At 69.9% G+C, this 22,637-nt stretch carries 18 protein-coding genes; 13 read left to right on the top strand and 5 right to left on the bottom strand.

From position 1 onward, the window contains the following. Positions 1-79: 79 nt before the first annotated feature. Complete coding sequence (locus tag CYFUS_RS04790; RefSeq protein WP_095984156.1) at positions 80-1,036, top strand: hypothetical protein; 957 nt, start codon at positions 80-82, stop codon at positions 1,034-1,036. Between the two features lie 36 nt (positions 1,037-1,072). Here CYFUS_RS04790 and CYFUS_RS04785 read toward each other — a convergent pair whose 3' ends face one another. Next, positions 1,073-1,702 carry a hypothetical protein gene (locus tag CYFUS_RS04785; protein WP_095984155.1) on the bottom strand — a complete coding sequence of 210 codons (630 nt, stop codon included), beginning with the start codon at positions 1,700-1,702 and terminating at the stop codon, positions 1,073-1,075. Between the two features lie 158 nt (positions 1,703-1,860). Between CYFUS_RS04785 and CYFUS_RS04780 the strand changes: the two genes are divergently transcribed. From CYFUS_RS04780 to CYFUS_RS04765, 4 genes are read left to right on the top strand one after another with little or no spacing between them, the layout of a single operon-like run. After that, positions 1,861-2,625, top strand: coding sequence for a hypothetical protein (locus tag CYFUS_RS04780; RefSeq protein ID WP_095984154.1), 765 nt, complete (start codon positions 1,861-1,863; stop codon positions 2,623-2,625). Positions 2,626-2,629: 4 nt separating this feature from the next. Then, positions 2,630-3,202 carry a hypothetical protein gene (locus CYFUS_RS04775; RefSeq protein ID WP_095984153.1) on the top strand — a complete coding sequence of 191 codons (573 nt, stop codon included), beginning with the start codon at positions 2,630-2,632 and terminating at the stop codon, positions 3,200-3,202. Positions 3,203-3,224: 22 nt separating this feature from the next. Then, complete coding sequence (locus CYFUS_RS04770) at positions 3,225-4,415, top strand: RNA-binding domain-containing protein (RefSeq protein WP_095984152.1); 1,191 nt, start codon at positions 3,225-3,227, stop codon at positions 4,413-4,415. After that, the gene (locus CYFUS_RS04765; protein ID WP_095984151.1) at positions 4,412-5,410 is read left to right on the top strand and encodes a ParA family protein; all 999 of its coding nucleotides are present in this window, start codon (positions 4,412-4,414) and stop codon (positions 5,408-5,410) included. Before CYFUS_RS04770 ends, CYFUS_RS04765 begins: the two co-directional genes overlap by 4 nt. Before the next feature lie 66 nt (positions 5,411-5,476). Here the strand turns inward: CYFUS_RS04765 and CYFUS_RS04760 are convergent, their stop codons facing one another. Then, positions 5,477-8,518, bottom strand: coding sequence for a helicase-related protein (locus tag CYFUS_RS04760; protein WP_095984150.1), 3,042 nt, complete (start codon positions 8,516-8,518; stop codon positions 5,477-5,479). Between the two features lie 264 nt (positions 8,519-8,782). Here CYFUS_RS04760 and CYFUS_RS04755 point away from each other — a divergent pair, with 264 nt between their 5' ends. The 7 genes from CYFUS_RS04755 (at position 8,783) to CYFUS_RS04725 (ending at position 17,599) form a co-directional block, all read left to right on the top strand. Next, the gene (locus CYFUS_RS04755) at positions 8,783-9,151 is read left to right on the top strand and encodes a hypothetical protein (RefSeq protein WP_157758240.1); all 369 of its coding nucleotides are present in this window, start codon (positions 8,783-8,785) and stop codon (positions 9,149-9,151) included. A gap of 226 nt (positions 9,152-9,377) precedes the next feature. Continuing rightward, the gene (locus CYFUS_RS04750) at positions 9,378-11,186 is read left to right on the top strand and encodes a cytochrome C (RefSeq protein WP_095984148.1); all 1,809 of its coding nucleotides are present in this window, start codon (positions 9,378-9,380) and stop codon (positions 11,184-11,186) included. Between the two features lie 36 nt (positions 11,187-11,222). Continuing rightward, entirely contained in the window at positions 11,223-12,386 is a 1,164-nt protein-coding gene (locus tag CYFUS_RS04745; protein ID WP_095984147.1) for an FIST signal transduction protein, read from the top strand. A 3-nt stretch (positions 12,387-12,389) separates the two neighbouring features. Next, positions 12,390-15,320, top strand: coding sequence for a response regulator (locus CYFUS_RS04740; protein WP_095984146.1), 2,931 nt, complete (start codon positions 12,390-12,392; stop codon positions 15,318-15,320). Then, positions 15,313-15,690, top strand: coding sequence for a response regulator (locus CYFUS_RS04735; protein ID WP_095984145.1), 378 nt, complete (start codon positions 15,313-15,315; stop codon positions 15,688-15,690). The genes CYFUS_RS04740 and CYFUS_RS04735 overlap by 8 nt, the downstream gene beginning before the upstream one ends. A gap of 74 nt (positions 15,691-15,764) precedes the next feature. Continuing rightward, a complete protein-coding gene (locus CYFUS_RS04730) occupies positions 15,765-16,580 on the top strand; it encodes a tryptophan 2,3-dioxygenase family protein (RefSeq protein ID WP_095984144.1) in 816 nt (271 codons plus the stop codon). Beyond that, a complete protein-coding gene (locus CYFUS_RS04725; protein ID WP_095984143.1) occupies positions 16,577-17,599 on the top strand; it encodes a methyltransferase in 1,023 nt (340 codons plus the stop codon). Before CYFUS_RS04730 ends, CYFUS_RS04725 begins: the two co-directional genes overlap by 4 nt. Positions 17,600-17,605: 6 nt before the next feature. On the opposite strand, the gene CYFUS_RS04720 is transcribed toward CYFUS_RS04725, so the two are convergent. Then, positions 17,606-18,301, bottom strand: a complete 696-nt coding sequence (locus tag CYFUS_RS04720; protein ID WP_095984142.1) for a response regulator transcription factor — start codon at positions 18,299-18,301, stop codon at positions 17,606-17,608. A gap of 527 nt (positions 18,302-18,828) precedes the next feature. Between CYFUS_RS04720 and CYFUS_RS04715 the strand changes: the two genes are divergently transcribed. Beyond that, positions 18,829-19,236: a response regulator gene (locus tag CYFUS_RS04715; RefSeq protein WP_002625909.1), complete on the top strand. Its 408-nt coding sequence runs from the start codon at positions 18,829-18,831 to the stop codon at positions 19,234-19,236. A gap of 29 nt (positions 19,237-19,265) precedes the next feature. Here CYFUS_RS04715 and CYFUS_RS04710 read toward each other — a convergent pair whose 3' ends face one another. Continuing rightward, entirely contained in the window at positions 19,266-20,573 is a 1,308-nt protein-coding gene (locus tag CYFUS_RS04710) for an ABC1 kinase family protein (RefSeq protein ID WP_095984141.1), read from the bottom strand. Positions 20,574-20,588: 15 nt separating this feature from the next. Then, entirely contained in the window at positions 20,589-22,382 is a 1,794-nt protein-coding gene (locus CYFUS_RS04705) for a serine/threonine-protein kinase (RefSeq protein ID WP_232537373.1), read from the bottom strand. Between the last annotated feature and the right edge of the window lie 255 nt (positions 22,383-22,637).

Genomic DNA, 22,637 nt, shown 5'->3' with positions numbered 1-22,637 from the left:
GCGTTCACTGCTCACCGGCTCTTCCGTACTTGGGGGCAAATTCATGAATTCATGGGAATCGGTTTATACTTTTTAAACCATGCTGCCTCCCATCAGATTCACATCGCTCTCCGGACTGTTGCTCGCCGCGCTTCCCCTCATGGCGATGGGGAGCGTCTGGCTCGCGCTCCCCCCGCTTCTGGGTGGAGGCGCCGAGGTGTGGCGGATGGCGGGCGCGCCAGGCCTCTACAGCGTCTTGATGTGGCTGGGCATCGGGGGGGTGACGTTCGTGCTCTCGACGCTGCTGTGCAGGGGAGCCGCGGGCAGGCACGCGCCGCTGGTGCTGCTGGTGGGGCTGGCCACCCTGCCCTGGCAGCTGGGCATCGCCGGCACGCAGGAGGCGATGCGCCGGGTGCTGGCGGCGCTACCGGAAGTGGGGGGACGGGACGCGCTGGCCATGCTGGCCGCGGGCACCGGCGAGGCGATGGTGACGCGCCGGCTGGGGGCCTGGACGAGCGCGGCGCTGCTCGGTGCCGTCGCGGTGGGGCTCGTGCTGGTGCACAAGCACCGGCGCGTGGGAGAGGACTCCGAGCGGATGCTCGGCGCCGCGCTGGCGCTGGTGCTGGGCTTCAGCGCCCTGCTCGCGGCGCTCGAGGCCCACCTGCTCGTGGATCTGCTCACGCCCCGGGCCCTGCCCGAGGCCGGAGACCCCGCCGCGCGGCTCGCCACGGACACCTCGCGGCTCACCTCCTTGCAGGAGTTGCGCTGGGCGCTCCTGGGAGCCCTGTCGGTCCTCGGACTCGCGCTCGTCGGCTGGCGGTTCTTCCCACGCCCGAGGGCCGTGGCCCAGTGGGCGGGAAGTCTCACGCTCATGGCGATCGCCGCGGCGGTGCTCGCACTGGACACGCGGCCCCTGCAACTCGCGGCCTGGGGCGCGTGGAGGGCGGATGCCTCGCACATGGCGCCGGCCTCGAAGCTGCCCCACGTGCTGGCCGGCGCGCTGGGCGCGGCGCCCTCCGCGCACTGCGCGACTCCCACGGTGCGGACCGGGCCCTGAGCGGAGACGAAACCCCGGGCCCTTCATCCGGGCCCTTCAGAGGAGCCAGAACAACAGGGCCACGCCCACCACGAGCCCCACCGCGAGCACGAGGAGCATGGTGAGGCCCTCGCGGCCCTGCCGGCGCTCCAGGTCCGAGGCGATGGCGCTCGGGGGGATGAGGGGAGCGGGCGCGGGGGCCCCTTCGAGGGGAGCGCGAGGGGGGGCGGGAGCCGCCATGGGAGGCGGGGGCGGGGGAGCCGGCAGCGGGTTGCCGGCGAGCGCGAGGCTCTGGCGCGCGAGCGCGAGCACGCGCTGGATGTGGAGGATGTAGCGGTCCTCGCCCCGGTAGTCCTCGAGCGCGAGCGCGGCGCGCAGGAGCCGCTCGGGGACGGGCTCGCGGTCGGGGTGGACGACGCTGGCCTCGGTGCGCGCGGCGTCCACCTGCTCCACGCGTCCGGTGCGCAGGCCCACGCCGCTCGTCCACACACAGTGCTCGCCCAGCAGCGTCAACTCCTGGCGCTGCACCCTTCCCTCGGGGTCCACGAAGGACAGCAGCTCGGCGCCCTGGGCGGACAGGTGCCAGACCGAACGTTGACCGTCGTCGCCGGGAGGCCCCTCCACGGGGCGGGCCAGGGACAGCGCCTGGATGGCGAGCTTCACTTTCTGGGACGACGGTTCGCTCATGGGAGGGGGGGGAGCCTAGGGACGGAAGGGCGAAAACGGAAGGCACTCGTGACCAGGGAGTGGCCGTCCAGGACAGAACGGGTCATTCAGTCAGTCCCCCGACTCCCTGGTGGGTTCTGGGAAGGCAAGAGGCCCCGTCAGGGGCTACGGTGAGAAGCATGAGCCGTTCCCGTTCCAAACAGATGGAGTTCGTCCACGAATTCGAGGGCGCGCAGGTGCTCGACGGGCTGCTGGAGTTCGCGGGCGTCCCGCACGACAGCCTCACGGTGCTCGCCCACATGCGCCAGGCCCACGCCGAGGGACGCCCCTCGAGCGAGGTGATTCCGAGCCTCTTCGAGCGCGAGCCCCGCTTCGAGTCCCCGGAGCTCGCGCGCCGCTTCTTCCAGAACCTGCTGGGGCTGTGGGACCTGGTGCAGGAGGGCAAGCAGGTGCGCCTGGAGGACGGCCCCCGGCCCCCGCGTCCGAAGAAGCAGAAGGAGGAGCCCCCGGCCGTCTTCGCCCCGGGCGAGCCGGACACGGCCTTCGTGGAGGCCGCCTGGCGCTACCTGGAGGACGACGAGAAGGCGCGCACGCGGCTGCACGACTCGTTCGAAAACCGGCAGGACGCGCTGCTGGGGGAGCTTGACGCGGCGGGGCTCACGGACGAAGGATATGCCGTTGCCCGTCACTTGCTCTTCGAGCTGCACGCCATGCTGGAGCTGGGGTGGCCGCGGGGAGTGGCGGGAGTGCCCCCCGAGGCGTTGAGGGGGTCGGGCACGGAGCTTCCGCCGGTGCCCACGGCGCTCGCCGCGTACGCGGACGAGGCCCTGTTCGAGGCGGAGCACGACGAGGAGCACCCCCTGGCGCCCGAGGAGCTGACACGCGTCCGTTCCCTGGTGAAGAGCGGCCTGGCGGCGCTGTGGGGGGCTCGCAAGGGGAAGTGACGCAATGGCACGTGACAGGGATGACGATCGGGGCGGCGGCGGATTCTCCGGCAAGCGCACGAAGACGTGGCGGGAGCTGGACGCCCAGCGCGGCAAGGGCCGGGGCCACACCTCGCGGCAGGATGACCCGGCGCAGCAGCGCATCGAGCGCAGCGCCTCCTACGAGAAGTACAAGTCGGCCGCGGACGCGCTCTTCACCGGGGGCGAGCTGCCCGAGGGCCTGGCGAAGACCTTCGATCCGGAGGGCAAGCGCAAGGCGCAGAAGCAGGCCATGCAGAAGGTGCTGGAGAGCGCCGAGGACCCGCGCGCCTGGGCCCAGGGCGTGCTGGACTACCTGGAAAAGTATCCCGAGCTGCCCGAGGACCCGTACTTCCTCGACAGCCTGCTGGGCCACCCGAAGGAGCGCATCGCGGACAAGGCGCTCGGCAAGCTGGAGGCGATGGAGGCCGAGGGCAAGCTGGTGAAGGGCAAGCTGCCCAAGAGCCTGGACCAGCGGCTCAAGGGCATCGAGATGACGCACTCGGATCCGGAGACGCAGGAGCGGGCCAAGGCGCTGCGCGAGAAGGTGCGCGCCTGAGTCGGCGCTCACCGGGATACGCATGCCCACGCTCGACATAAAACCGTTGTTGGTCACGGAAACCGATCGCATCGAATGGAAGGAGTCCGCGCGCGAGGACAAGATCCTTCAGGCGGTTTGTGCCCTCGCCAACGACCTGGGAGATACCAGGCGTCCTGGCTATCTCCTCGTTGGAGTGGACAAGAACGGCAGGATCAAGGGAATCGCCGCGACGGGTACGGGGATCGACGAGGAACAACGTACGCTGAGCGACCGGCTCCGAAGCATCAAGATCCTTCCAACTCCCACCTTCGACCTCGACGCACTCGAGGTCGAAGGGAAGCTCCTCTTCGCCATCACGGTCCACCCTGCCCCTGTACTTCCCGTGGCGGTCGACTCCGTGGTCTGGGTTCGAAGTGGCACGACCACGGTACGGGCGCGAGACGCCGACCTGCAACGGCTCCGGGACCGCCAGTCCGCGCAGAACCGGACCTTCGATTCACGCGTCGTGGCCAGCGCGACCCTCGATGACCTGAACATCGCGGAGCTTCAACGGGAATACGACGCCGAGAAGGAAATCGACGATGAACAGGACTCCTTTCCTCCATTGGAGAACTGGTTGATGCAGCGGCAGCTCGTCGAGCGCATCAACGGCACCTGGCGCCCCAATCACACCGCCATACTCACCTATGGGCGGAGTCCACAGACGTTCCTTCCCGGCGCCTACGTCGATTTCATCCGGTACACAGGAACAGACGTGGATGCCGAAATCGCATCGCGCAAGACGGCGACGGGCACGCTCTCCGACCAGTTGGACGTTCTCTGGGCTCAGCTCGAGGCGAACAATTCATCCACACCTGGCCCGTCCGCTGGGCTTCAAGCACCGTTCGTCAACGACTACCCGCCCCAGGCGCTCAAGGAGCTCGCGCGCAATCTCGTGCAGCACCGCGCGTACGAAGGAACCAACGCCCCCTCACGGGTCGAGTGGTACGACGACCGGGTGGAGTTCTCCAATCCTGGAGCCCCCTTTGGCAGGGCCAGCGAAGGCTCCTTCGGTGAGCATTCCGATTATCGGAATCCCACCATCACCGCCACGCTGGCGGCACTGGGCTATGTCGAGGCGGCGGGTAGGGGCATACGTCGAGTCAGACTGGCCCTGAAACGTGCCGGGTACCCCGACCTCGACGTCACCACCAACGGCTTCACGCGGATCACTCTTCGGAGGAAACCGTGAAGTCCCTGGTCCTCGTCAACAACAAGGGAGGCGTAGGCAAGACGACCCTGACCCTGCACATCGCCCATATGATGGCTCGGATGGGCCGACGCGTCGTCGCGCTGGACTGCGACCCGCAGTGCAACCTCTCGACCATCCTCCTCGGCGAGGATGAGTTGTTCGACATCTGGGAGCAGGAGGCCCAGGACCGGACGGTGTCGGACTGTGTCGAGCTGGTCCGCCGTGGAGAAGGAAAGGTCCGCGAGCCACTCCTCACCCGGGTGGACACCAACCTCTGGCTGCTCCCAGGGAAGCTCGAGCTCAGCGGTTTCGAACAGACCCTGGCCGAGGAATGGGCCAGGAAGGCGGAGAAGAACAACGAGCATGCCCTGGACGTCACCACGTCGCTCGATGTTCTCTCGAACCTCGCGGCCCAGGCGGTGAACGCCGACGTCGTTCTCTTCGACATCGGGCCCAACCTTGGCGCTCTCACTCGAGCGACGTTGCTCGCATGTGATGCCGTCATCGTCCCCGTGGCACCGGACCTCTTCAGCTTGCAAGGTCTACGCAACATCGGTCCCGCCCTGCGAGCATGGCGTGAGGAGTGGCATCTCGTACGGGAACGGCACATGGAAGCGCGTCCTCGAGCGGACCATCCACCGCATGAGTTCAGGCCGATCGGGTACATTGTCCAGCAGCACCTCGCGCGCGCGCACCGCCCCGTCTCGGGGTATGCGACATGGGCCGCGGCCATCCCGGCGGTGTTTCACCAGGAGGTCCTCCAGGATGAGGCCGAAATCCCCGCGAGCGTTGATTCCGACCCCTTCTGCCTTGCGTCCATGAGGCACTTCTCGAGCCTCGTACCGCTCGCGCAACAAGCCCGCAAACCTCTCTTCGATTTGAAGAAGGCGGATGGAGTTGGCGGTGGGCAGGTCCAAGCGGTGGCCCTCGCGCGCAAGCAGTTCGAGAAGCTCACCGTCGACGTGTTGTCTCGACTCGACGCCCTCTCCCCCTGATGTGCCCCCTGTCTCCACTGGGAGGAGACAGGGGACCGGCAGCAGTGGAGCGACGCAGCCCAGGGCTCAGCGGTTGATGACGAAGCCGCAGGCCGAGTCGAGCACCACCTTGGCCCCGGCGAGTGCCTGGAGCAGCCGCTCATAGTGCTCGTGCTCGGCGTCGAGCTGCGCCCGCACCGCCTTCTCCTCCAGTCCCTGGTGCGTGAGCGACAGCTTCATGCGCGCGAGCGCCGCGTCCCGCTCGGCCTCCACGGCCTTGCGCGCGCGCGTCTGGAGCTTGCCCAGCTCCGCCTCGGCGGCCTTGAGCGCCACCGGCACGCCCGCGTCCACGAAGGCCGCGAAGCCCGGGAAGGCACGCGCCACCTCGTCCCCCTTGAGGGACTTGCCCTCCGCCTCCAGCGCGCCGAGCACCCCCGTGTCCACCTTGGGACCCGAGGGGCCCTCCACCACCGCCACGTGCACCAGCGTGCGCTCCAGGAAGCGCGCGAGCTGACGGCTCGGCACCCGCGCGCCCGGCGAGGTGTCCTCGGGCTCGGGCAGCTGCACGTGGTAGAGCAGCTCCACGCCCCGCGCCTTGAGCGGCCCGCGCTTCTCGATGAACCGCGCCGCGCTGCGCCCGTACGGCCCGTCCCGCAGGAAGCCGAACAACGACTCCACGATGGGGTGGCCCGTGGCGTAGTACTCCAGCTCCTCGGCCTCCACCGCCGTGTCGCGCCAGAAGGTGCCCAGCACCGTGCGGTCCTCGTTGATGTCGATGCCCGGCAGGCCCTCCACCTTGAGCGCGTGGCCGAACTGGAAGGCGCACTGGAAGGCATCCACCTGCTCGTCCGTGTCCACGCCGATGCCCACCCGGCGCGCCAGCTCCGTCACCGACTCCTCCAGCCGCTCGTCCAGATCCCTCGCCACGCTCCACAGCCCCTCCTCCAGGCTCGGCGCGGCCTCCTCCTCCTCGTCCTCCTCCAGCCCCATGCGCTCCTGCGCCCGCTTCACCAGCCGCGCCACCGCGTCCTTGTCGAACGAGCGGATGTCCAGCAGCGGATCATACGCGCGCTTCACCTGCGCCCGCGCCGCCTCCACCTTCACCTTGAGCTCCGCGGCGTACGCCACGCGCGACTCGCGCGGCAGGATCGCCAGCTCGGCCAGCCGCGGCTCCACCTCCTCCAGCACCGCGTCCAGGCCACCCACCGTCTCGCCGAAGACGCCCACCGCGTCCGCCAGCAGCATCAACACGTCCGCGGCCAGCGTGCCCGCGGGATCGAAGACGTGGATCTCCACCGGGTGGTTCTGCCCGATGCGATCCAGACGCCCGATGCGCTGCTCCACCGTCGCCGGGCTCCACGGCAGGTCGTAGTGCACCAGGTGGTGCGCGAACTGGAAGTTGCGACCCTCTCCACCCACCTCGGTGCACAGGAGCACCAGCGGGCCCTCGGGATCGCGGAAGCGCGCCACCTGCCTGTCTCTCTCCACCAGGGGCAGATCGCCATGGTAGGCGAGCGCCTCGGTGCCCTCGCGGCCCAGCTCCGCGCGCAGCGACTCGAGCGTGTCACGGCTCTCGGTGAACACGAGCACCTTGGCGCGGGGCTCCGCGCTCCAGATGCCGCGCAGCACCTCCTGGAAGGCGCCGAACTTCGCGTCGCGCGCGGGCAGCTTGAGCGAGCCGGCCACGCTCGCCAGCGCCTTGTTGCCCTGGAGTGCCTCGGCGAAGGCCGCGGGGCTCGACTCCAGGCGGCGCAGCAGGTTGCCCAGGGGCGCGCCGCGCAGGGTGGACGAGGCGAGCGCGGCCAACGCGGCGTCGCGCGTGCGCAGCTCCTCGGCGGACAGCTTCACCGGATGCCGGTGCAGCCGGCGCGTGGAGAAGCCGCCCACCACCGCGCGCCGGTTGCGCACCAGCCGGTCCGACAGGCTGTACGTCTCCGCCAGGTGCTGCAGGAGCGCGTCCCGATCCTTGAGCGTCGTGAGCCGCGGGTCGTCCGGGAAGCGCGCCGCCAGGGCCTTCACCGCGCCCTTGGCGTCCTGGCCCTCGAGCAGCCCGCGCACCGCCGTGCTCAGTTCCTCCTGCCGCGCCAGCCGCTGCTCGAAGCCCGCCACCGTGGGCGCCGTCGCCGCGTCGATGAGCGTGAGCAGCCCGTGGTACTCGGCCGGATCCAACTGCATGGGCGTGGCCGTGAGCAGCAGCAGGCCCCAGCTGTTGGCCGCCAGGCCCTCGGCGGCCGCGAAGGCCTTCTCGCCCTTGAGGTGGTGTGCCTCGTCGATGATGACCAGGTCCCAGAACGCGTCCTCGCCCGCCACGGCGCGCCGGTGCTCCTCGCTCCGGGCGAGCATCTCCAGACTCGTCACCACCAGGGGGAAGCGCGCCCACGGGGACACCTGGGGCTGCTCCTTGAGCGAGCTCGCGTACCGGTCCGAGTCCATGAGCGTGAAGAGCTGGTTGAACTTGTGGAACAGCTCCACCAGCCACTGCACGGTGAGGTGGCTGGGGGCCACCACCAGCACGCGCCGCGCGAGCCCGGACAGCCGCAGGGCGCTGAACACCATGCCCGCTTCGATCGTCTTGCCCAGGCCCACCTCGTCGGCGAGCACGAAGCGGGGCCGGCGCGCGCTGAGCACGCGCTGCACCACGCCCACCTGGTGCGGCTTCACCATCACCCGGCTGGCCAGCAGCGCGCCGAGCGCATCACACCGTCGCTCGTCGTCCAGTTGCAGCGCCTGCTTGCGCAACATGAAGGCCCGTGCCTCGCCCACCCGGCCCTCGCGCAGCGTGGACAGCACGTCCGAGCGCGGGGCGAGCGCGTGCACCTCGGACTCGGGCAGCTCGTCCTCCTCGCCCGTGTCGGCGTAGCGGATGACGTAGCGGCGCAGACCGCGGCCGCCTTCCTCCTCACCCACCACGGTGGCGCGCCGGCCCCGGGCCGTCTTCACGGGCTCGCCCTTGGTCAGGCGATAGGGCACCAGGGCGCCACCCTTGGTGGACACCAGCACCGGCTCGCCCTCCCGGGCGGGGAAGAGGACGAGCGCCTTGGCGCCCTCGTCCTGCAATTCGAGGAGATGCCCCACGCCCCACTCGGGCTGGGGGAGGTAGCGGACCTTGTTGCCTGAAACGAAGGACATGGTCGGAAACAGACCCTCACGTCAGAAGAAGCAGAAGAAGCAGAAGAAGCAGAAGGGGTTGGCTCATAACCCCTCGACACCCTCCGGGCCATTGTCTGGCGCCCCCCGAGGGTGCACCCGGCGCGGATCCGGAGCGCACGAGCGCTGTCCTTTAACGGACAGCGCTCCATCCCACGAGGGTGATTTCCTGGCCGCATACCCACGACCAAGTTGGAAAACACCAGCGACTCCATCCCAGGGAGGCGCTGAGGGGGAGACCAATCCATGCCACCGCGTCATTCAAGCCGCCCGCTACTCGCGGGCGTGGGCCTGCTCACGCTCGTTTCCGCCACCCTCGCCGCCCTGGGACTCGCCATCGGGTGGCGACACCTCCCGCCCCTGGGCCTGGTTCCCGTCACGCTCGGGGTGCTCGCGGGCCTGTTGAGCGGGGCGGGATTCCTCCTCGGCTACGGCCTGGGCTGGATGCTGCGCCCCCCGCTCCCTTCTATCCCCTCCATGCAGCCCATCCCCGTGCGCGTGGATCTCTCCCGGCTGTCCACCGAGCAGCTCTACCTCGAGTTGGAGCGCATGAACCGGGAGGCCCTCCGCTCCAGGCCGACGCGCCGAGCGCGCTCCCCCTGGCATGGGTGTTGAGTCGAAAAAATGACTTTTCAGCAGTGTGAATAATTCCCTTAGAAGTTGAAATTCCAAGGGGAAACCGCTCTAATCTGTTCAGACGCGAATCTTCGTGTTTCCGGGAATAGGAAAACGGACGGGATTTCGTGGGGCGCTGGGCGGGGTGGCACGGGCGAGGATCTACGCGAGAACCGAGGCTGGACGGGTGGCCCCCGCCACCCCTACTGGGAAAAGAGGGTCCGCCATGAGCGGTCAGGTAGCACTGGGCGTGCCGTCGCACGCGTCCGTCCTTTTGCGCGGCATGGGGCTCGTGGCGCTCCTCTGGGGGGCGGGCTTCGCGCGGCCGGCGGTGGCCTCCGAGGTGACTTCCGCGGAGAAGACCGGGGAGGACACGCGGGAGGTGGGACGCGGGGGCTCCAAGCCCATCCCCCTGGCGCTCGAGGTGGGCTACGAGGGCCTGCCTCCCGGCAAGGCCCAGCCGCTGCGGGTGAAGGCCGGGCAGAGCTTCTACATCAACCAGATCGACGTGCGCGAGGTGGTGAAGGCCACCCGGGACGAGGGTGTGGACGGGCTGCGCCGCACGGGCCGTTTCGCGCAACTGCCCTGGCAGGGGCTCAAGCAGGTGGACGAGGAGCCCCTCCTCCTGGCCAACGCGAACGGCACCTATACCCGGCGCCGCTTCTACCGGCAGGCGCAGTGGATGGAGCAGACGAGCGTCTTCACGGTGCTGCCCGTGGATGGGTGGGGCCGCCCCACCGGCCGCCCCATCGTGCTGAACATCGGCCGGGGGGATCGCCGCCAGCCCTCGGACGACTTCTTCATCCGCCGGCTGCGCGCGGTGCAGACCACCGCGGACTGCAAGAGCATGAGTGACTGCTCCACCGCGCGCGACTTCACCGAGGAGGCCCTCGTCGAGGTGCGCAACGCGCGCACGGGCGCCACGCCCTTCACGCTGACGCGCAGCACCCGCGCCCTGCGCCTGTTCTGGACGATGCGCGCCGGCGTGGACTACTACACCATCCCCGTCGAGCAGGAGGACAAGCCCGCCTACGCCTACGGGGTCTCGGTGGACATCAAGGCCCTCACCCCGCCGCGCGCCAATGGCACCTACGCGGCCGGCTCGAGCATCACCTTCCAGCTCACCCTGCGCGACGGGGCCGGCAAGCGCCTGCACCCCCAGGGCAGCCTGCCCACCTACAGGGAGTTCACCTCGGGGAAGGTCGACTCGGGCATCCAGTACTACCGGGCCTTCTTCGAGCCCACCACCACCTATTACCTGCGCAAGCACCGCGAGCGCATGCTGATGACGCAGATCATCGGCCCCGCGCAGAAGCTCCAGCCCATCCGCAGCATCGTGGACCTGGAGGCCTTCTTCGGCGCCGACGACGTGCAGACGGTGGGCACGCTCGAGCGCGACGGCGTGTTCGCGCAGTTCCAGACCTTCCCGCCCGCCAATGACTTGTTCGGCGGCGCCTTCTTCCCGGAGAAGGGGGGCTGGGACGCGCCCGCGAGCGACACCTGGACGTACACCCTGCCCGCCAACGCCGAGCCCGGCACCTACCTGGTGACGGTGAAGGGCCGCCGCGTCTACCTGGGCGAGGACATCCCCTTCAGCAAGACGATCAACATCCAGGTGGAGTCCACCCGGCCCACCCAGCCCAACCTCCCCACCGGCCCCTGCAACAGCTGCCACAGCGAGGGCGGCGAGCTCGCGCGGGTGCTGCACGGCAATGACAACCGCGCCGGGTGCAACGCCTGCCATGCCCCGCTGGGCTTCGAGCTGGAAGGCCCCATCGTCGTGCGCACCCACTTCATCCACTCGCGCTCGGGCCGCTACGACTCGCCCCTGCAGCAGTGCGACAAGTGCCACCTGACGGCCGAGAGCATCGAGCGCACGAGCAAGTCCGCGTGTCTGTCCTGTCACAAGAGCTACCCGGACACGCACGTGCAACAATTCGGTCCCATCGAGAGCATGTACGTGGGCGGCGGCCGCGACTCCTTCCAGCAATGCACGGATAGCTGTCACAAAACCCACCCAGGCAGTAACCTGTAGGCCGCACTGCCCTACTGCCCCCGCGGGAGGTCCTGGTTGGCTCGAGTGAAGATGCAGACGGCGCGCAGCACGTTGGTGGAACCGGTCGCCGTGGCCGAGGATCTCATCCGACAGCTCGAAGGCGGCGAAACTCCCAGGCTCGTCACCCTGTTCGCCTCACGCAACCGGGATCAGCTCGCCCTCAACCGCGCGGTGCGCGAGCGGCTGCCCCCGGGCACGCGCCTGGTGGGCGCCACCACCGCGGGCGAGCTGGACAACCGCGGCATCCACTCGGGCAGCGTCGTGCTGGGCGCGCTCTCGGGGGACTTCGAGGTGGGGCTCGGCCTGGGCACCGGCCTGTCCGAGGACGCGGTGAGCGCGGGCGCCATGGCCATGAAGCGCGCCGCCCAGGAGCTGGGCGTGCGCCAGGCGGACATCGACACGCGCCAGTACGTGGGCCTCGTCATCGATGATGGCTTTCGCTACAAGAAGGAAGAGCTGCTGCTCGGCCTGCTCGACAAGAACCAGGCGCTGATGCTCGTGGGCGGCGGCGCCGCCGACTCCGAGCAGGATCCACAGAGCCAGTCCGCCCTGCTCCACGTGGACGGCGAGGTGACCACGGACAGCGTGCTGGTGGCGCTCTTCAAGACGAGCGCGCCCTGGGCCGCCCTGCGCTCCCACTGGTACCAGCCGCTGGGCGAGCGCCTCACCATCACCCGCGTGGACGACAGCGCCACGCGCGCCCTCGAAATCGACGGCAAGCCGGCCGCGCAACGCTACGCGGACATGCTGGGCGTGTCGGTGGAGGATCTCGAGTTCGGCAAGCCCCGGGGCTTCGCCGCGCACCCCACCGCCCTCAAGGTGGGCCGCGAGTACTTCATCCGCGCTCCCTGGAAGGTCCTGCCCGACGACTCCATCCTCTTCGCCAACCTCCTGGAGGAAGGCACCGAGCTGGAGCTGATGAAGGCCGGGGACCTGGCCGGCATGACACGCGCCTTCTTCCAGGAAGAGCTGCCCCGCCGCGTCCTCAACCCCCGCGCCACCCTGCTTTTCCATTGCAGTGGCCGCATGTGGTACGCCCAGGCAACCGGAGCGGTCGATGCCATCGCGGCCTCCTTGCGTCACGCTCCCACAGCGGCTGGAATGAATGTGCACTTCGAGGTCTACTCGGGGTTTCACATCAACACGACGCTGACGGTCTTGGCGTTCGGGGAAAACTGACGGATGAGTATTCCGGTCCCTGCCGTGTCGGACACCAGGACACTGACATTGCTTTTGATGGCGGGAGAGCCCGAGGGCGCCCGCATCCTCGAGACCTTGCGGCGCGCGGGCCTCGAGGTCTCCGTCGGGCACCCCGCCACCCCCGAGGCGTTGAAGGCGGCGCTGGAGCGGGAGTGGGACGTGGCCGTGTGTGGCCCGGGTCTGCCCGGGCTCACCTTCCGCGAGGCCGCGCCTCCCCTCCAGGAGCGCCATCCGCTGCTGCCGCTGATCGTCATCGGGAAGGCCTGGGACGAGGCGGAGATGCACGCGGCCCTGGAACAGGTGCACGCCAACAGCTACCTGGAGATGGACCGCCTGGGATTGCTCGCGCCGGTGGTGCGCCGCGAGATCCAGCGCACCCTCGAGCGGCGCCAGCACCAGCAGGCCGAGCAGGAGCAGACCCACTCGCGCTGGCTGCTCGAGCGCATCGTGGACAGCCTGCCCTTCGTCCTCTTCGTGAAGGACGCCGAGGAGCGCCGGCTGCGCGTGGTCAACCGCACCTTCGCCGACGCCTTCGGGGTGACCAAGGAGTGGTTGCTCGGCAAGCTCGACCACGACTACTTCCCCAAGGAGCAGGCCGACTCCTTCATCGCCATCGACACGGAGATCCTCGAGACGGGCAAGCTCAAGACCTTCGAGGAGGTGGCGCGCACGAGCGGACAGGATCGCGTCTACGCCACGCGCAAGCTGCCCCTGCTGGATGAGTCGGGCCGGGCGCGCTACGTGCTCGGCATCACCGAGGACATCACCGAGCGCAAGGCCGCCGAGGAGAGCCTGCGCCGCTCCAAGGCCGAGCTGGAGACGGCCAACCAGCGCCTGGCGGACAACCTCGAGGAGCTCAAGAAGAGCCGCGCCGTGTCCGCGCGCACGCTCGCCAGCTACCAGCAGCGCGCGCTGCAGATGGAGCTCATCCGTCAGCAGAACGAGGACCTGGACCGGCTGGCCACGGAGCTCGCCGCCGCCAAGCGCAACGAGGAGGAGCGAGCGCGCGAGGCGGAGAGCGCCTTCCGGCTGCGCAGCGAGTTCCTCGCCAACTTCAGCCACGAAATCCGCACGCCGCTCAACGGCATCATCGGCTACTGCGATCTGCTCATGCGCGAGGAGGGCAGCCGGCTCACCGCCCACGGCCGGCGCGACCTCAACGTGGTGAAGAAGAACGCGCAGACGCTGCTGGCGCTCATCAACGACATCCTCGACCTGTCGAAGATCGAAGCGGGCCGCATCGAGGTCGTGGTGGAGCGGGTGGACCTGGCGGAGCTGGCCGAGGAGTGCACGGCCACGGTGAAGGAGTACCTCAAGGGCAAGGACGTGGAGCTGCGCACGGACATCGACGAGCACGTGGCCTTCGTGCGCACGGACGCGCTCAAGCTGCGGCAGATACTGCTCAACCTGCTGTCCAACGCGGCCAAGTTCACCGAGTCGGGCGAGGTGTCGCTCACCGCGCGCGCCGAGGGCAACGAGGCCATCTTCGTCGTCGAGGACACGGGCATCGGCATTCCGCCGGACCAACTGCCCTTCATCTTCGAGAAGTTCCGCCAGGTGGACGGCTCCACCACGCGCAAGGTGGGCGGCACGGGCCTGGGGCTCGCCATCGTGCGCGAGCTGAGCAAGATATTGGGCGGCGGCGTGGAGGTGCAGAGCACGCTGGGCCGGGGCACCACCTTCACGGTGCGGCTGGCGGGCGTGCTCGAGGGCGAGGCCCTGGGTGGGTCGCGCGAGCTGGACAAGCCCGTGGCCCCCGAGGACGTGGGCGCCGTACTGACCCCCATGATGCGCGGGGGCACCGTGCTGGTGGTGGATGACGACGTGCTCGTGCAGCAGCTCGTCGCCGGCCAGCTCGAGCCCTCGGGCTTCACCGTGGTGACGGCCTCGGACGGCATGGAGGCGCTGCGCAAGGCGCGCGAGCTGCGCCCGCAGGCCATCGTGCTGGACATCCACCTGCCGCGGCTGGACGGCTGGAGCGTGCTGTCCACGCTCAAGGGCGAGCCGGACCTCGCGCGCATCCCCGTCATCATCATCTCCGTGGAGGAGCAGCGCGCGCGGGGCTTCTCACTGGGCGCGTGCGAGTACCTCGTCAAGCCGGTGGAGCCCGACCACCTGGTGGACGTGGTGCGCCGCAGCATCGGCTCCGCCGCGGGCGCCGGCGAGGTGCTCGTGGTGGACGACGACGCCGCCACGCGCGAGCTCGTCAGCCGCTCCCTGCGCCGCGCGGGCTTCTCCACCCACGAGGCCCACAACGGCGAGGACGCCCTGCTCAAGGCGCGCGTCTCCCCGCCCACGCTCGTGGTGCTCGACTTGATGATGCCCAACCTGGACGGCTTCGAGGTCATCCGCCGCATGCGCGCGGACAAGCTCCAGGTGCCCGTGGTGGTGCTCACCGGCAAGACGCTCACCGCCGAGGAGCAGGCCGTGCTGCGCGACGGCTTCGCCGGCTTCGTGCAGAAGGGCGGCCACGCGCTGGAGGACGTCATCGGCCAGGCCAAGGGGCTCCTGCTCAAGCAGAGCGCCCAGCGCGCCAACCGCCAGCCGCGCATCCTCTACGTGGAGGACAACCCGCAGAACCGCGACATCGTCCGCCGCTACCTCGGCGGCCAGTTCGAGGTGCTGGAGGCCGAGGACGGGGAGATGGGCGTGGAGCGCGCCACGCGCGAGGTGCCGGACCTCATCCTCATGGACCTGTCCCTGCCCCGCGTGGATGGCTGGGAAGCCACCCGGCGCCTGCGCCAGGTGCCCGCCGTGGCCAGCGTCCCCGTCATCGCCGTGACGGCCCACGCCGGACGCGAGTACCAGGAGAAGGCCTCGGCCGCCGGCTGTGACGCCTATCTCACCAAGCCCTTGGATCGCGAGGTGCTCCTCGACACCATTCGCAAGCATTTGGGGAAGACCCATGGATGAGCGCATCACCACCAGGGCCCGCGTCCTGGTGGTGGACGATGATCCGGATCAACTGGACCTCGTCCGTCGTACCCTGGCACCCCACTTCGACGTGCAGACCCACGACTCGGCCCTGGGCGTGTCCAACCTGGTGCGCCAGGGCGAGCCGGATCTCGTGTTGCTCGACGTGAACTTCCCCGCCCTCAAAGGTGACCAGGTGCTCACCCTGGCACGCCGGTACGCTCCCCGTGGGACCAAGTTCATCCTGTACTCGGCAACGGACGAGTCCCGTCTGCGCTCCCTGGCTCTCGCCGCGGGCGCGGATGGTTATCTCTCCAAGAGCATTCAAGGGGCCGAACTCATCCAGAAACTCAACGCCTTCCGCGGATAGGTCCCCCTGGCTCCTGTCCGAGGCGGCCGTGTCCTCGAAAGGGGCCCCTGTCCCGGATGCCCCCAGGAGGACTCATGGAACAGATCCCCGAGGTCGTCAGTGCCGCCGAGCAGTTGAGGCGCCAGTTGCAGGGCCCATGGCTCAACCCGCTGCTCAAGAAGTGGGTGGGCCAGGGCGAGCTGGACTACGAGAAGTACGTGCGCACCCCCGAGCTGCTCGCGCTCCAGACGCCCCCCGCCCAGCGGGTGACCCCCGACGAGCTGCTCTTCCAGGCCGTGCACCAGTCCCAGGAGCTGTGGCTCAAGCTGATCGCCCATGAGTCGGTGGAGGCCGTGGAGGAGCTGGACGCCAATGCCCTCTGGGAGGTCTCGGCGCGGCTGGAGCGCCTGACCCGCGTGGCGCGCGTGCTCGCCGCGGAGCTGGGCGTGCTGGAAACCCTCACCCCGGACACCTATCAGATCATCCGCCGCAGCCTCGGCAATGGCAGTGGGCAGGAGTCGCCGGGCTACAACGCCGTGAGCACCGCCACCCGGGGTCTGGACGAAGCGCTGGAGCGGCTGCTGCGACGGCGCGACGCGCAGCTCACCGACGTGTACGCGACGCCCCGCCACCCCGATCTCAAGCGCGTGTGCGAGCAATTGCTCGACTACGACGAGGCCTGGCAGAACTGGCTGTACACGCACTTCCAGCTCGTGCGCCGCACCATCGGCGTGGACCCCACGGTGAAGGCGCTCGATGGACTGCCCACGCGGGTGCTGCCCGGACGCATGACCCAGCCCCTCTTCCCCGCGCTGTGGCGGGTGCGCGTGGAGATGACGACCACCTGGCAGCGCGAGGGTGGCCACGCGCCAGGCACGCCTCGGGACGCGAGCGGAGCGGGCACCCCATGAGCGAGGCACTCCCCGGGCCTCGCGCCCTGCTCCACCTGCTCTTCAACGGAGCGCGTGCCGTGGACGTGGTGGAGACGGCCCTGCGCCTGGGGCTGCTCGACGCGCTCGAGCCAGGGCCGGTGACGCTCGCGGCCCTGAGCGAGCGCCATGGCCTCGTGCCCACGCGCCTCGACAAGTTCCTCGACTGCCTGGAGAGCCTGGGGCTCGTGCGGCGCGAGTCCCCCCCGGAGGCGCGCGGGGAGCTCCGCTACGCGGCGGTACCGGGCCTGCGCGCCGCGGCCGAGGCCGTGCTGGGTCCCCGCTCGCAGGAGCGGGATCGGGAGACGTACGCCTGGCGCGAGCTGTACGGCCATCTGCCCGAGGTGCTGCGCGGTGAGCGCAGCGTGTCCCCCCGGTCCTTCGACTGGCCTCCGCGCACGCCCGAGCAGGTGGCCGGCTTCGAGGCCAGCATGGCGGCGGGGCTCGGCCCCATCGTGGAGACCTTCCGCGCCCACGCCGACGCCCTCTTCCCCGCGGGCACGCGGCTGCTGGACGTGGGAGGCGGCGATGGCAGCCTCGCGGCGCACCTGCTGGAGGCCCGGCCCGACCTGCGCGTGGACGTCTACAACCTGCCCACGTGCGAGCCCCTGGTGGAGCGGACCCGGCGGGCGCGCGGCCTCGAGGGCCGGCTCGGGTTCGTGGCCGGGGACTTCCTGCGCGAGCCCCTGCCCAACAGCCATGACGCCCTGTCCTTCGTGCGCGTGCTCCATGACTGGCCCGAGGACACGGCGCACGCCCTGCTGCGCGCCGCCTTCGAGGCCCTGCCTCCCGGCGGCCGTGTCCTCATCTGCGAGGAGTTCCGCACCCCGGAGCGGCTCGCCGCCCAGTTCTTCTGGTCCTACTTCCTCATGGGAGTGGACTCGTGCGGCAGCCGTCTGCGCGACGTCGCGTTCTACACGCGCGCCCTCCCGGCGTTGGGCTTCCGCGAGGTGCGCGTCCTTCCCGGTCCCTTCGAGCTCGTCACCGCCCTGCGGCCCTGAGGAGTCCTACTTGGGAAACTCGGCCTGCTGCTGCGGCGGCGGCGGCGGCGGCCGGGCGAACCCGCTCTGGTAGGCGATCATCGCCATCTCCACGCGGTTCTGCACGCCCATCTTCCGGTAGAGGTTGGAGACGTGGGCCTTCACGGTGCGCTCGGTGATGCCCAGGCGCGCGGAAATCTGGAGGTTGTCCGAGCCGGCCGCCACCATCTCCAGCACCTCGCGCTCGCGCTGGGTGAGCCGCTCCAGCGGGGAGGTGCGCGCGTCCGAGGCGCCATCACCCGGGCCCACCAGTTCCGGAGGAACGAGGTTCTCTCCACGTGCCACCTGCTCGACGGCGGACAGCAGCGCCGCGCCGCTCGCGTTGAGCTTGCACAGATAGCCGGCCGCTCCCGCCTGGAAGCAGCGCTCCAGCAGGGAGGCCTCGCGGTGAGCGGAGAACACGATCGAACGGGTATGGGGGTAGCGCTCGCGCAGCACTTCCACCAGGCGCAGGCCATTGTCCACCCCCCAGTTCCCCGGGTTCTCCAGGCGCAGATCCACGATGGCCACGTCCAGCGGCTGGTCCTTCATCTGGGCCAGCAGGCTCTCCACGTCCCCACCCGAGGCACACACCTCCATCCCCGCTCCCTCGAAGAGGGCGACCAGGCTCTCCCGTAGAACCGTCTGATCCTCCAGGATGCCGACCCGAATACGTCCCTGCATGATGTGACTCCTCGCGAAGAGTGGTCCCCGCCCGCTCGGCAACACCCATGGTCGACTTGAACTCTACCACCCGAGAGACAGCCGACCTCCCCCGCGGCGGCAGGGACGTGTTGTGTAGCGCCCAGAGTCTCGTGCGGCGCGCATCTCCGATTCCCGGTGGTGAACGCCTCCCCGAGGGGCGGCGCGGCGGCCGACGTGGACGCGCGTCCACGAGTCCAGTAACCTCTTCCTCCTCACGGGCGGATGGGCGCTGACGAACTCCCAGGGATGGTTGTCATTGGACGCCGCGCGGCCCACCGCCCGCCTGCCCTCCTGGCCTTTCGCCCCTGACCGGGTTCATTCCTGGAAGCTCTTACTTGATTTGCTTGCCTGACGGGGTTACAGGCGTCCAATTTCTGGCCTCCGGCGCGAGTTCCGGGAGGGTTGGGCCTCCCTGATCGCAGACGGAGCAGTATTGTTCGGGAGCGCAGCCCCCGCTGCCTCTTGGGGAAGAGTCCCATCTCCGAACAGCCTCCGAAAGGGAGCCCATGTCCGAGATCGAGAACAAGATCCGCGTGCTGGTGGTGGACGACGACGTCGACCAGCTGATGCTCGTCGAACGCACCCTCCACGCCTACGGCTTCGAGATCCGCACCCACCGCTCGTCGCTGGGCGTGTCCAACCTGGTGCGTACGGTGATGCCGGATCTTGTCCTGCTGGACGTGAACATCCCGGCGCTCAGCGGGGACAAGGTGCTGGCGCTCGCGCGCAACCAGGCGCCCTCCACCACGCGCTTCATCCTCTACTCGGCCTCGGACGAGGCCCGGCTGCGCTCGCTCTCCCTGGCATCGGGCGCGGATGGCTACATCTCCAAGAGCGTCCAGGGCGAGTCACTCGCCCGCAAGCTCATCAGCATCTACAAGAAGAGCCGGCTGCCCGCGGCGAGCGCGCGCTAGTCCCGCGCGCCCCCCCACCGGCCGAGCGCTCACAGGAGCGCGGCGACCTCCTGGTACACCCGGGTGAAGTCGCCCTCCGCGCCGACCAGCCGCAGGTTCTGCACGAGCCCCCCGGTGGAGCGGAAGAACATGACCGCCTCGGCGGGCGGACGGAACTTCAGGAAGCGGGGCGCGTTGCGCGTGAAGTGCGAGCGCAGGTCGCGCGTGATGGAGCAGGTGGCGAAGTCGTAGGGAGCCAGGCGCATGGGCCGGCCGACGATCTGGAACACCTCCTGGACGAGCGCGGTCCCCTCCTCATCGGACAACTCGCAGGTGAAGCCCACCTCGCGGCACAGGGCGAGGAGGTCCATGGGCTCGCGCCGCATGGCGTGCAGGAACATGCGCCGGTTGGCGTCCACGAAGTGCGCGCTGAAGCGTTTGATGGAGCCGAAGTCGAGCACGCCCAGGCGCCCATCCTCGAGCACCATGAAGTTGCCCGGGTGGGGGTCGGCGTGCAGGTCGCCCACGGTGAAGAAGGGCCCGTAGATGGCGAGGATGAGCTGGCGCGCCACGCGGTAGCGCTCCTCGGCGGAGGGGTTGGAGACCACCCAGTCCTTGAGGGTGCGGCCGCGCAGGAGCTCCAGGGTGAGCACGCGCCGGGTGGTGAGCGCGGAGATGACCTCGGGCACCTTGAGGTCCGGCAGGCGCTCGGTGCTCCGGGCGAAGGAGGCGCACAGCGCGGCCTCGCGCAGGTAGTCCGTCTCCAGCAGCATCTCGTCGCGCAGCTCGCGGAAGTAGGCGGTGCCGTCGGCGAGCTTCGACGCCATGGAGACCGTCTTCACCATGAGGCCCAGGTTGTCCATGTCACTGGAGAGCGTGTCGGCGATGCCCGGGTACTGGACCTTGACGGCCACCGGCCGGCCATCGTGCAGCACGGCGCGGTGCACCTGGCCGAGCGAGGCGGCGGCGAGCGGCGTCTGGGAGAACTCGCGGAAGAGCTTTTCCGGCGCGTCGCCGAGCTCCTCGCGGATGACGCGCTCCACCAGGGCGTAGGGCATGGGGGGCGCCTCGTTCTGCAGCCGGGCGATGACCTGGCGCACCTCGGGCGAGAGCATCTCCGTGTCCATGGCCACCGCCTGGCCGATCTTCATCGCCGCGCCCTTCATCTCACCGAGCGTGGTGACGAGCTTCTCCGCGGTGGACATGCTGAGCAGCTCCGGATCCTGGCCCACGAACCGTTTGGCGCCGCTCTTGAGGACATCCGCGCTGAGCTGCGCGGAGAGCCCCGCGAGCTTGCGGAAACGGGTGAACCGGCCCTGGGTGGGGAGCTTGTCGTCGTCGGAGGGATTGGAAGCCATGGCAGGACCCGCATCCTAACGGGATGCGGTGGCTTCCGCCGAGTGGCGCATCCTCGCCTGGAGGGCATACCAGCGCTTGAGGGCCTCGAGGTGGAGGGGGTCCGCGCGCAGGGCGGACTCGTAGCAGGCGAGCGCCTCGGACAGGCGGCCGGCCGACAGGTAGGCCTCGCCGGAGGCGATGTGCAGGAGCGAGTGGCCTTCCGTCTCGGGGTGGCGCTCGAAGTAGCGGCGGCGGCACGCCTCCAGGGCGGTGACGGTGAGCCCCGCGGACAGGCAGCGCATCACCCCCTTCACGTTGCGCAGCTCCGCGTCGTACTCCACGCGCCGCTCGAGTTGGCCCAGCACCTGGAGGCACTCGGCCACCCGGGCGAGCGCGCGCTGCGCGAACGCGCGCTGGGCGTCGGACAACGGCAGGGACAGCAGGGACTCGAGCCGGCCGCGCGCCTCGCGGGCGTGGGCCCGCACGCTGTCGGCGTCCGCGTCGCGCGGCACCCCCAGCACCGCGTACCGGTCCCCCTGGAGCCGCTGGCGGAAGTCGCGCAGCACGACCTCGGCGCGCGGATCATCCGGCGTGGGCGCCGCGGGCGCGGGAGGCGTCCCCGTGAGCAGGCGCGAGAAGCGCTGCTGGAAGGCGGGGGTGGCATCGCGCAGCTCCACGCCGAAGCCCGGCGCCATGTTCCACGCCCGGGCCTGCTCGGCCGACACGTGGCGCACCACCTGACCCACGCAGGGCAGCTCCCCGCCCGGCAGTTGGAGGACGAGCGACACGTCGGAGCGCAGCGGGGGCGGCGTGCCGGTGCAGCGCAGGAAGAGGCCCGCGCGGCCCACCCGCTCCGCCGGGTAGTCCCGCGCGACGGACCCCGGCACCCGCGCGGAGAAGGCGGCGAGGGCGGGCGCCACGGGCGTCGGAGCCACCTTGAGGGCGGACTCCAGGGCGGCGCGCAGCTCGGCGGCGGTGGCGAAGCGCTCCTCGGGGCGCTTGGCCAGCGCGCGCATCAGCACGGCGGAAAGCGCCGGAGGCACCCCCGGGCGCACCTCGTGCGGAGGAACCGGCTTCTGCGTCAGGTGCGCCACGAGCACCGCCGCGGTGCTCTCGTTGGAGAAGGGAACGCGGCCGGTGAGCAGCAGGTAGCCGAGGACGCCCACCGCGTAGAGGTCCGTGCGCGCGTCCACGGCCTCTCCGCTGCACTGCTCGGGCGCCATGAACTCGGGCGTGCCCAGCAGTACGCCCGTGCGCGTGGGCGTCTCGCCCTCCGTGCGCGCCAGCCGCTTGGCGATGCCGAAGTCGAGCAGCTTCACCCGGTGGCGGCCCTGGGGACCCGGCACGAGGAAGATGTTGGCCGGCTTGAGATCGCGGTGGATGATGCCGCGCGCGTGCGCCGCCCCGAGCGCGTCACACACCTGGGTGAGCAGCTCCACGGTGAGCGCCGGCTCGATGGGGCCGCGCGCGAAGGCGGCGAGGCTCTGCCCCTCCAGGTACTCCATGACGACGTACGGGCGGCCGTCGCGCGTGTCGAGGTCGTAGATGGTGACGACGTTCTCGTGCTGCACGAGGCTCATGGCGCGCGCTTCGGCCAGCAGGCGCGCGACGAGCTCCGGCTCCTCGGCGAGGTGACTGTGGAGCACCTTCACCGCCACGCGCTTGGGGATGAGGACGTGCTCGGCGAGCAGCACCGTGCCCATGCCGCCACGGCCCAGCTCGCGGATCGCCCGGAAGCTGCCGAAACGCTGACCCACGAGCTCCCCGCCGCGCTCGGCCTTGGGTGGCAGCGTGGGCATGGACGCGGGGACGAACGTGGGGCATTCCACGCCCTCATGAGGCGCCGCGCAGGAGCAGGGTGACTGGGAATTGGGTTCCACGAGAACATCCATCCTTGCGATGTTCGTGCCGAGGGCGGGAGGGAGCCTCGGCGGCCAGGCTCCCCCCTGGGATCAGGCGTGCTTCCCCTCGACAGGACGTCGGCGGCTTCCTCCCCCCCGACGGAGCCCTGCTCCGTCAGCAGGCGGACAAGGATGTAAATAAAGCCAAAGTCGGCCGGTAATTCCTGCTGTCTTTCCGATCAC

The organism is Cystobacter fuscus (assembly GCF_002305875.1).
GTDB lineage: Bacteria > Myxococcota > Myxococcia > Myxococcales > Myxococcaceae > Cystobacter > Cystobacter fuscus_A.
The sequence above is the reverse complement of the archived record's forward strand: the minus strand, read 5'-3'. Positions and strand labels throughout refer to the sequence as shown.

What these genes read in the sequence shown, in the direction of transcription:
- CYFUS_RS04790 (WP_095984156.1), top strand. Translation starts at nt 80, where the DNA reads ATGCTGCCTCCCATCAGATTCACATCGCTCTCCGGACTGTTGCTCGCC.
- CYFUS_RS04785 (WP_095984155.1), bottom strand. Translation starts at nt 1,702, where the DNA reads ATGAGCGAACCGTCGTCCCAGAAAGTGAAGCTCGCCATCCAGGCGCTG.
- CYFUS_RS04780 (WP_095984154.1), top strand. Translation starts at nt 1,861, where the DNA reads ATGAGCCGTTCCCGTTCCAAACAGATGGAGTTCGTCCACGAATTCGAG.
- CYFUS_RS04775 (WP_095984153.1), top strand. Translation starts at nt 2,630, where the DNA reads ATGGCACGTGACAGGGATGACGATCGGGGCGGCGGCGGATTCTCCGGC.
- CYFUS_RS04770 (WP_095984152.1), top strand. Translation starts at nt 3,225, where the DNA reads ATGCCCACGCTCGACATAAAACCGTTGTTGGTCACGGAAACCGATCGC.
- CYFUS_RS04760 (WP_095984150.1), bottom strand. Translation starts at nt 8,518, where the DNA reads ATGTCCTTCGTTTCAGGCAACAAGGTCCGCTACCTCCCCCAGCCCGAG.
- CYFUS_RS04755 (WP_157758240.1), top strand. Translation starts at nt 8,783, where the DNA reads ATGCCACCGCGTCATTCAAGCCGCCCGCTACTCGCGGGCGTGGGCCTG.
- CYFUS_RS04750 (WP_095984148.1), top strand. Translation starts at nt 9,378, where the DNA reads ATGAGCGGTCAGGTAGCACTGGGCGTGCCGTCGCACGCGTCCGTCCTT.
- CYFUS_RS04740 (WP_095984146.1), top strand. Translation starts at nt 12,390, where the DNA reads ATGAGTATTCCGGTCCCTGCCGTGTCGGACACCAGGACACTGACATTG.
- CYFUS_RS04735 (WP_095984145.1), top strand. Translation starts at nt 15,313, where the DNA reads ATGGATGAGCGCATCACCACCAGGGCCCGCGTCCTGGTGGTGGACGAT.
- CYFUS_RS04730 (WP_095984144.1), top strand. Translation starts at nt 15,765, where the DNA reads ATGGAACAGATCCCCGAGGTCGTCAGTGCCGCCGAGCAGTTGAGGCGC.
- CYFUS_RS04725 (WP_095984143.1), top strand. Translation starts at nt 16,577, where the DNA reads ATGAGCGAGGCACTCCCCGGGCCTCGCGCCCTGCTCCACCTGCTCTTC.
- CYFUS_RS04720 (WP_095984142.1), bottom strand. Translation starts at nt 18,301, where the DNA reads ATGCAGGGACGTATTCGGGTCGGCATCCTGGAGGATCAGACGGTTCTA.
- CYFUS_RS04715 (WP_002625909.1), top strand. Translation starts at nt 18,829, where the DNA reads ATGTCCGAGATCGAGAACAAGATCCGCGTGCTGGTGGTGGACGACGAC.
- CYFUS_RS04710 (WP_095984141.1), bottom strand. Translation starts at nt 20,573, where the DNA reads ATGGCTTCCAATCCCTCCGACGACGACAAGCTCCCCACCCAGGGCCGG.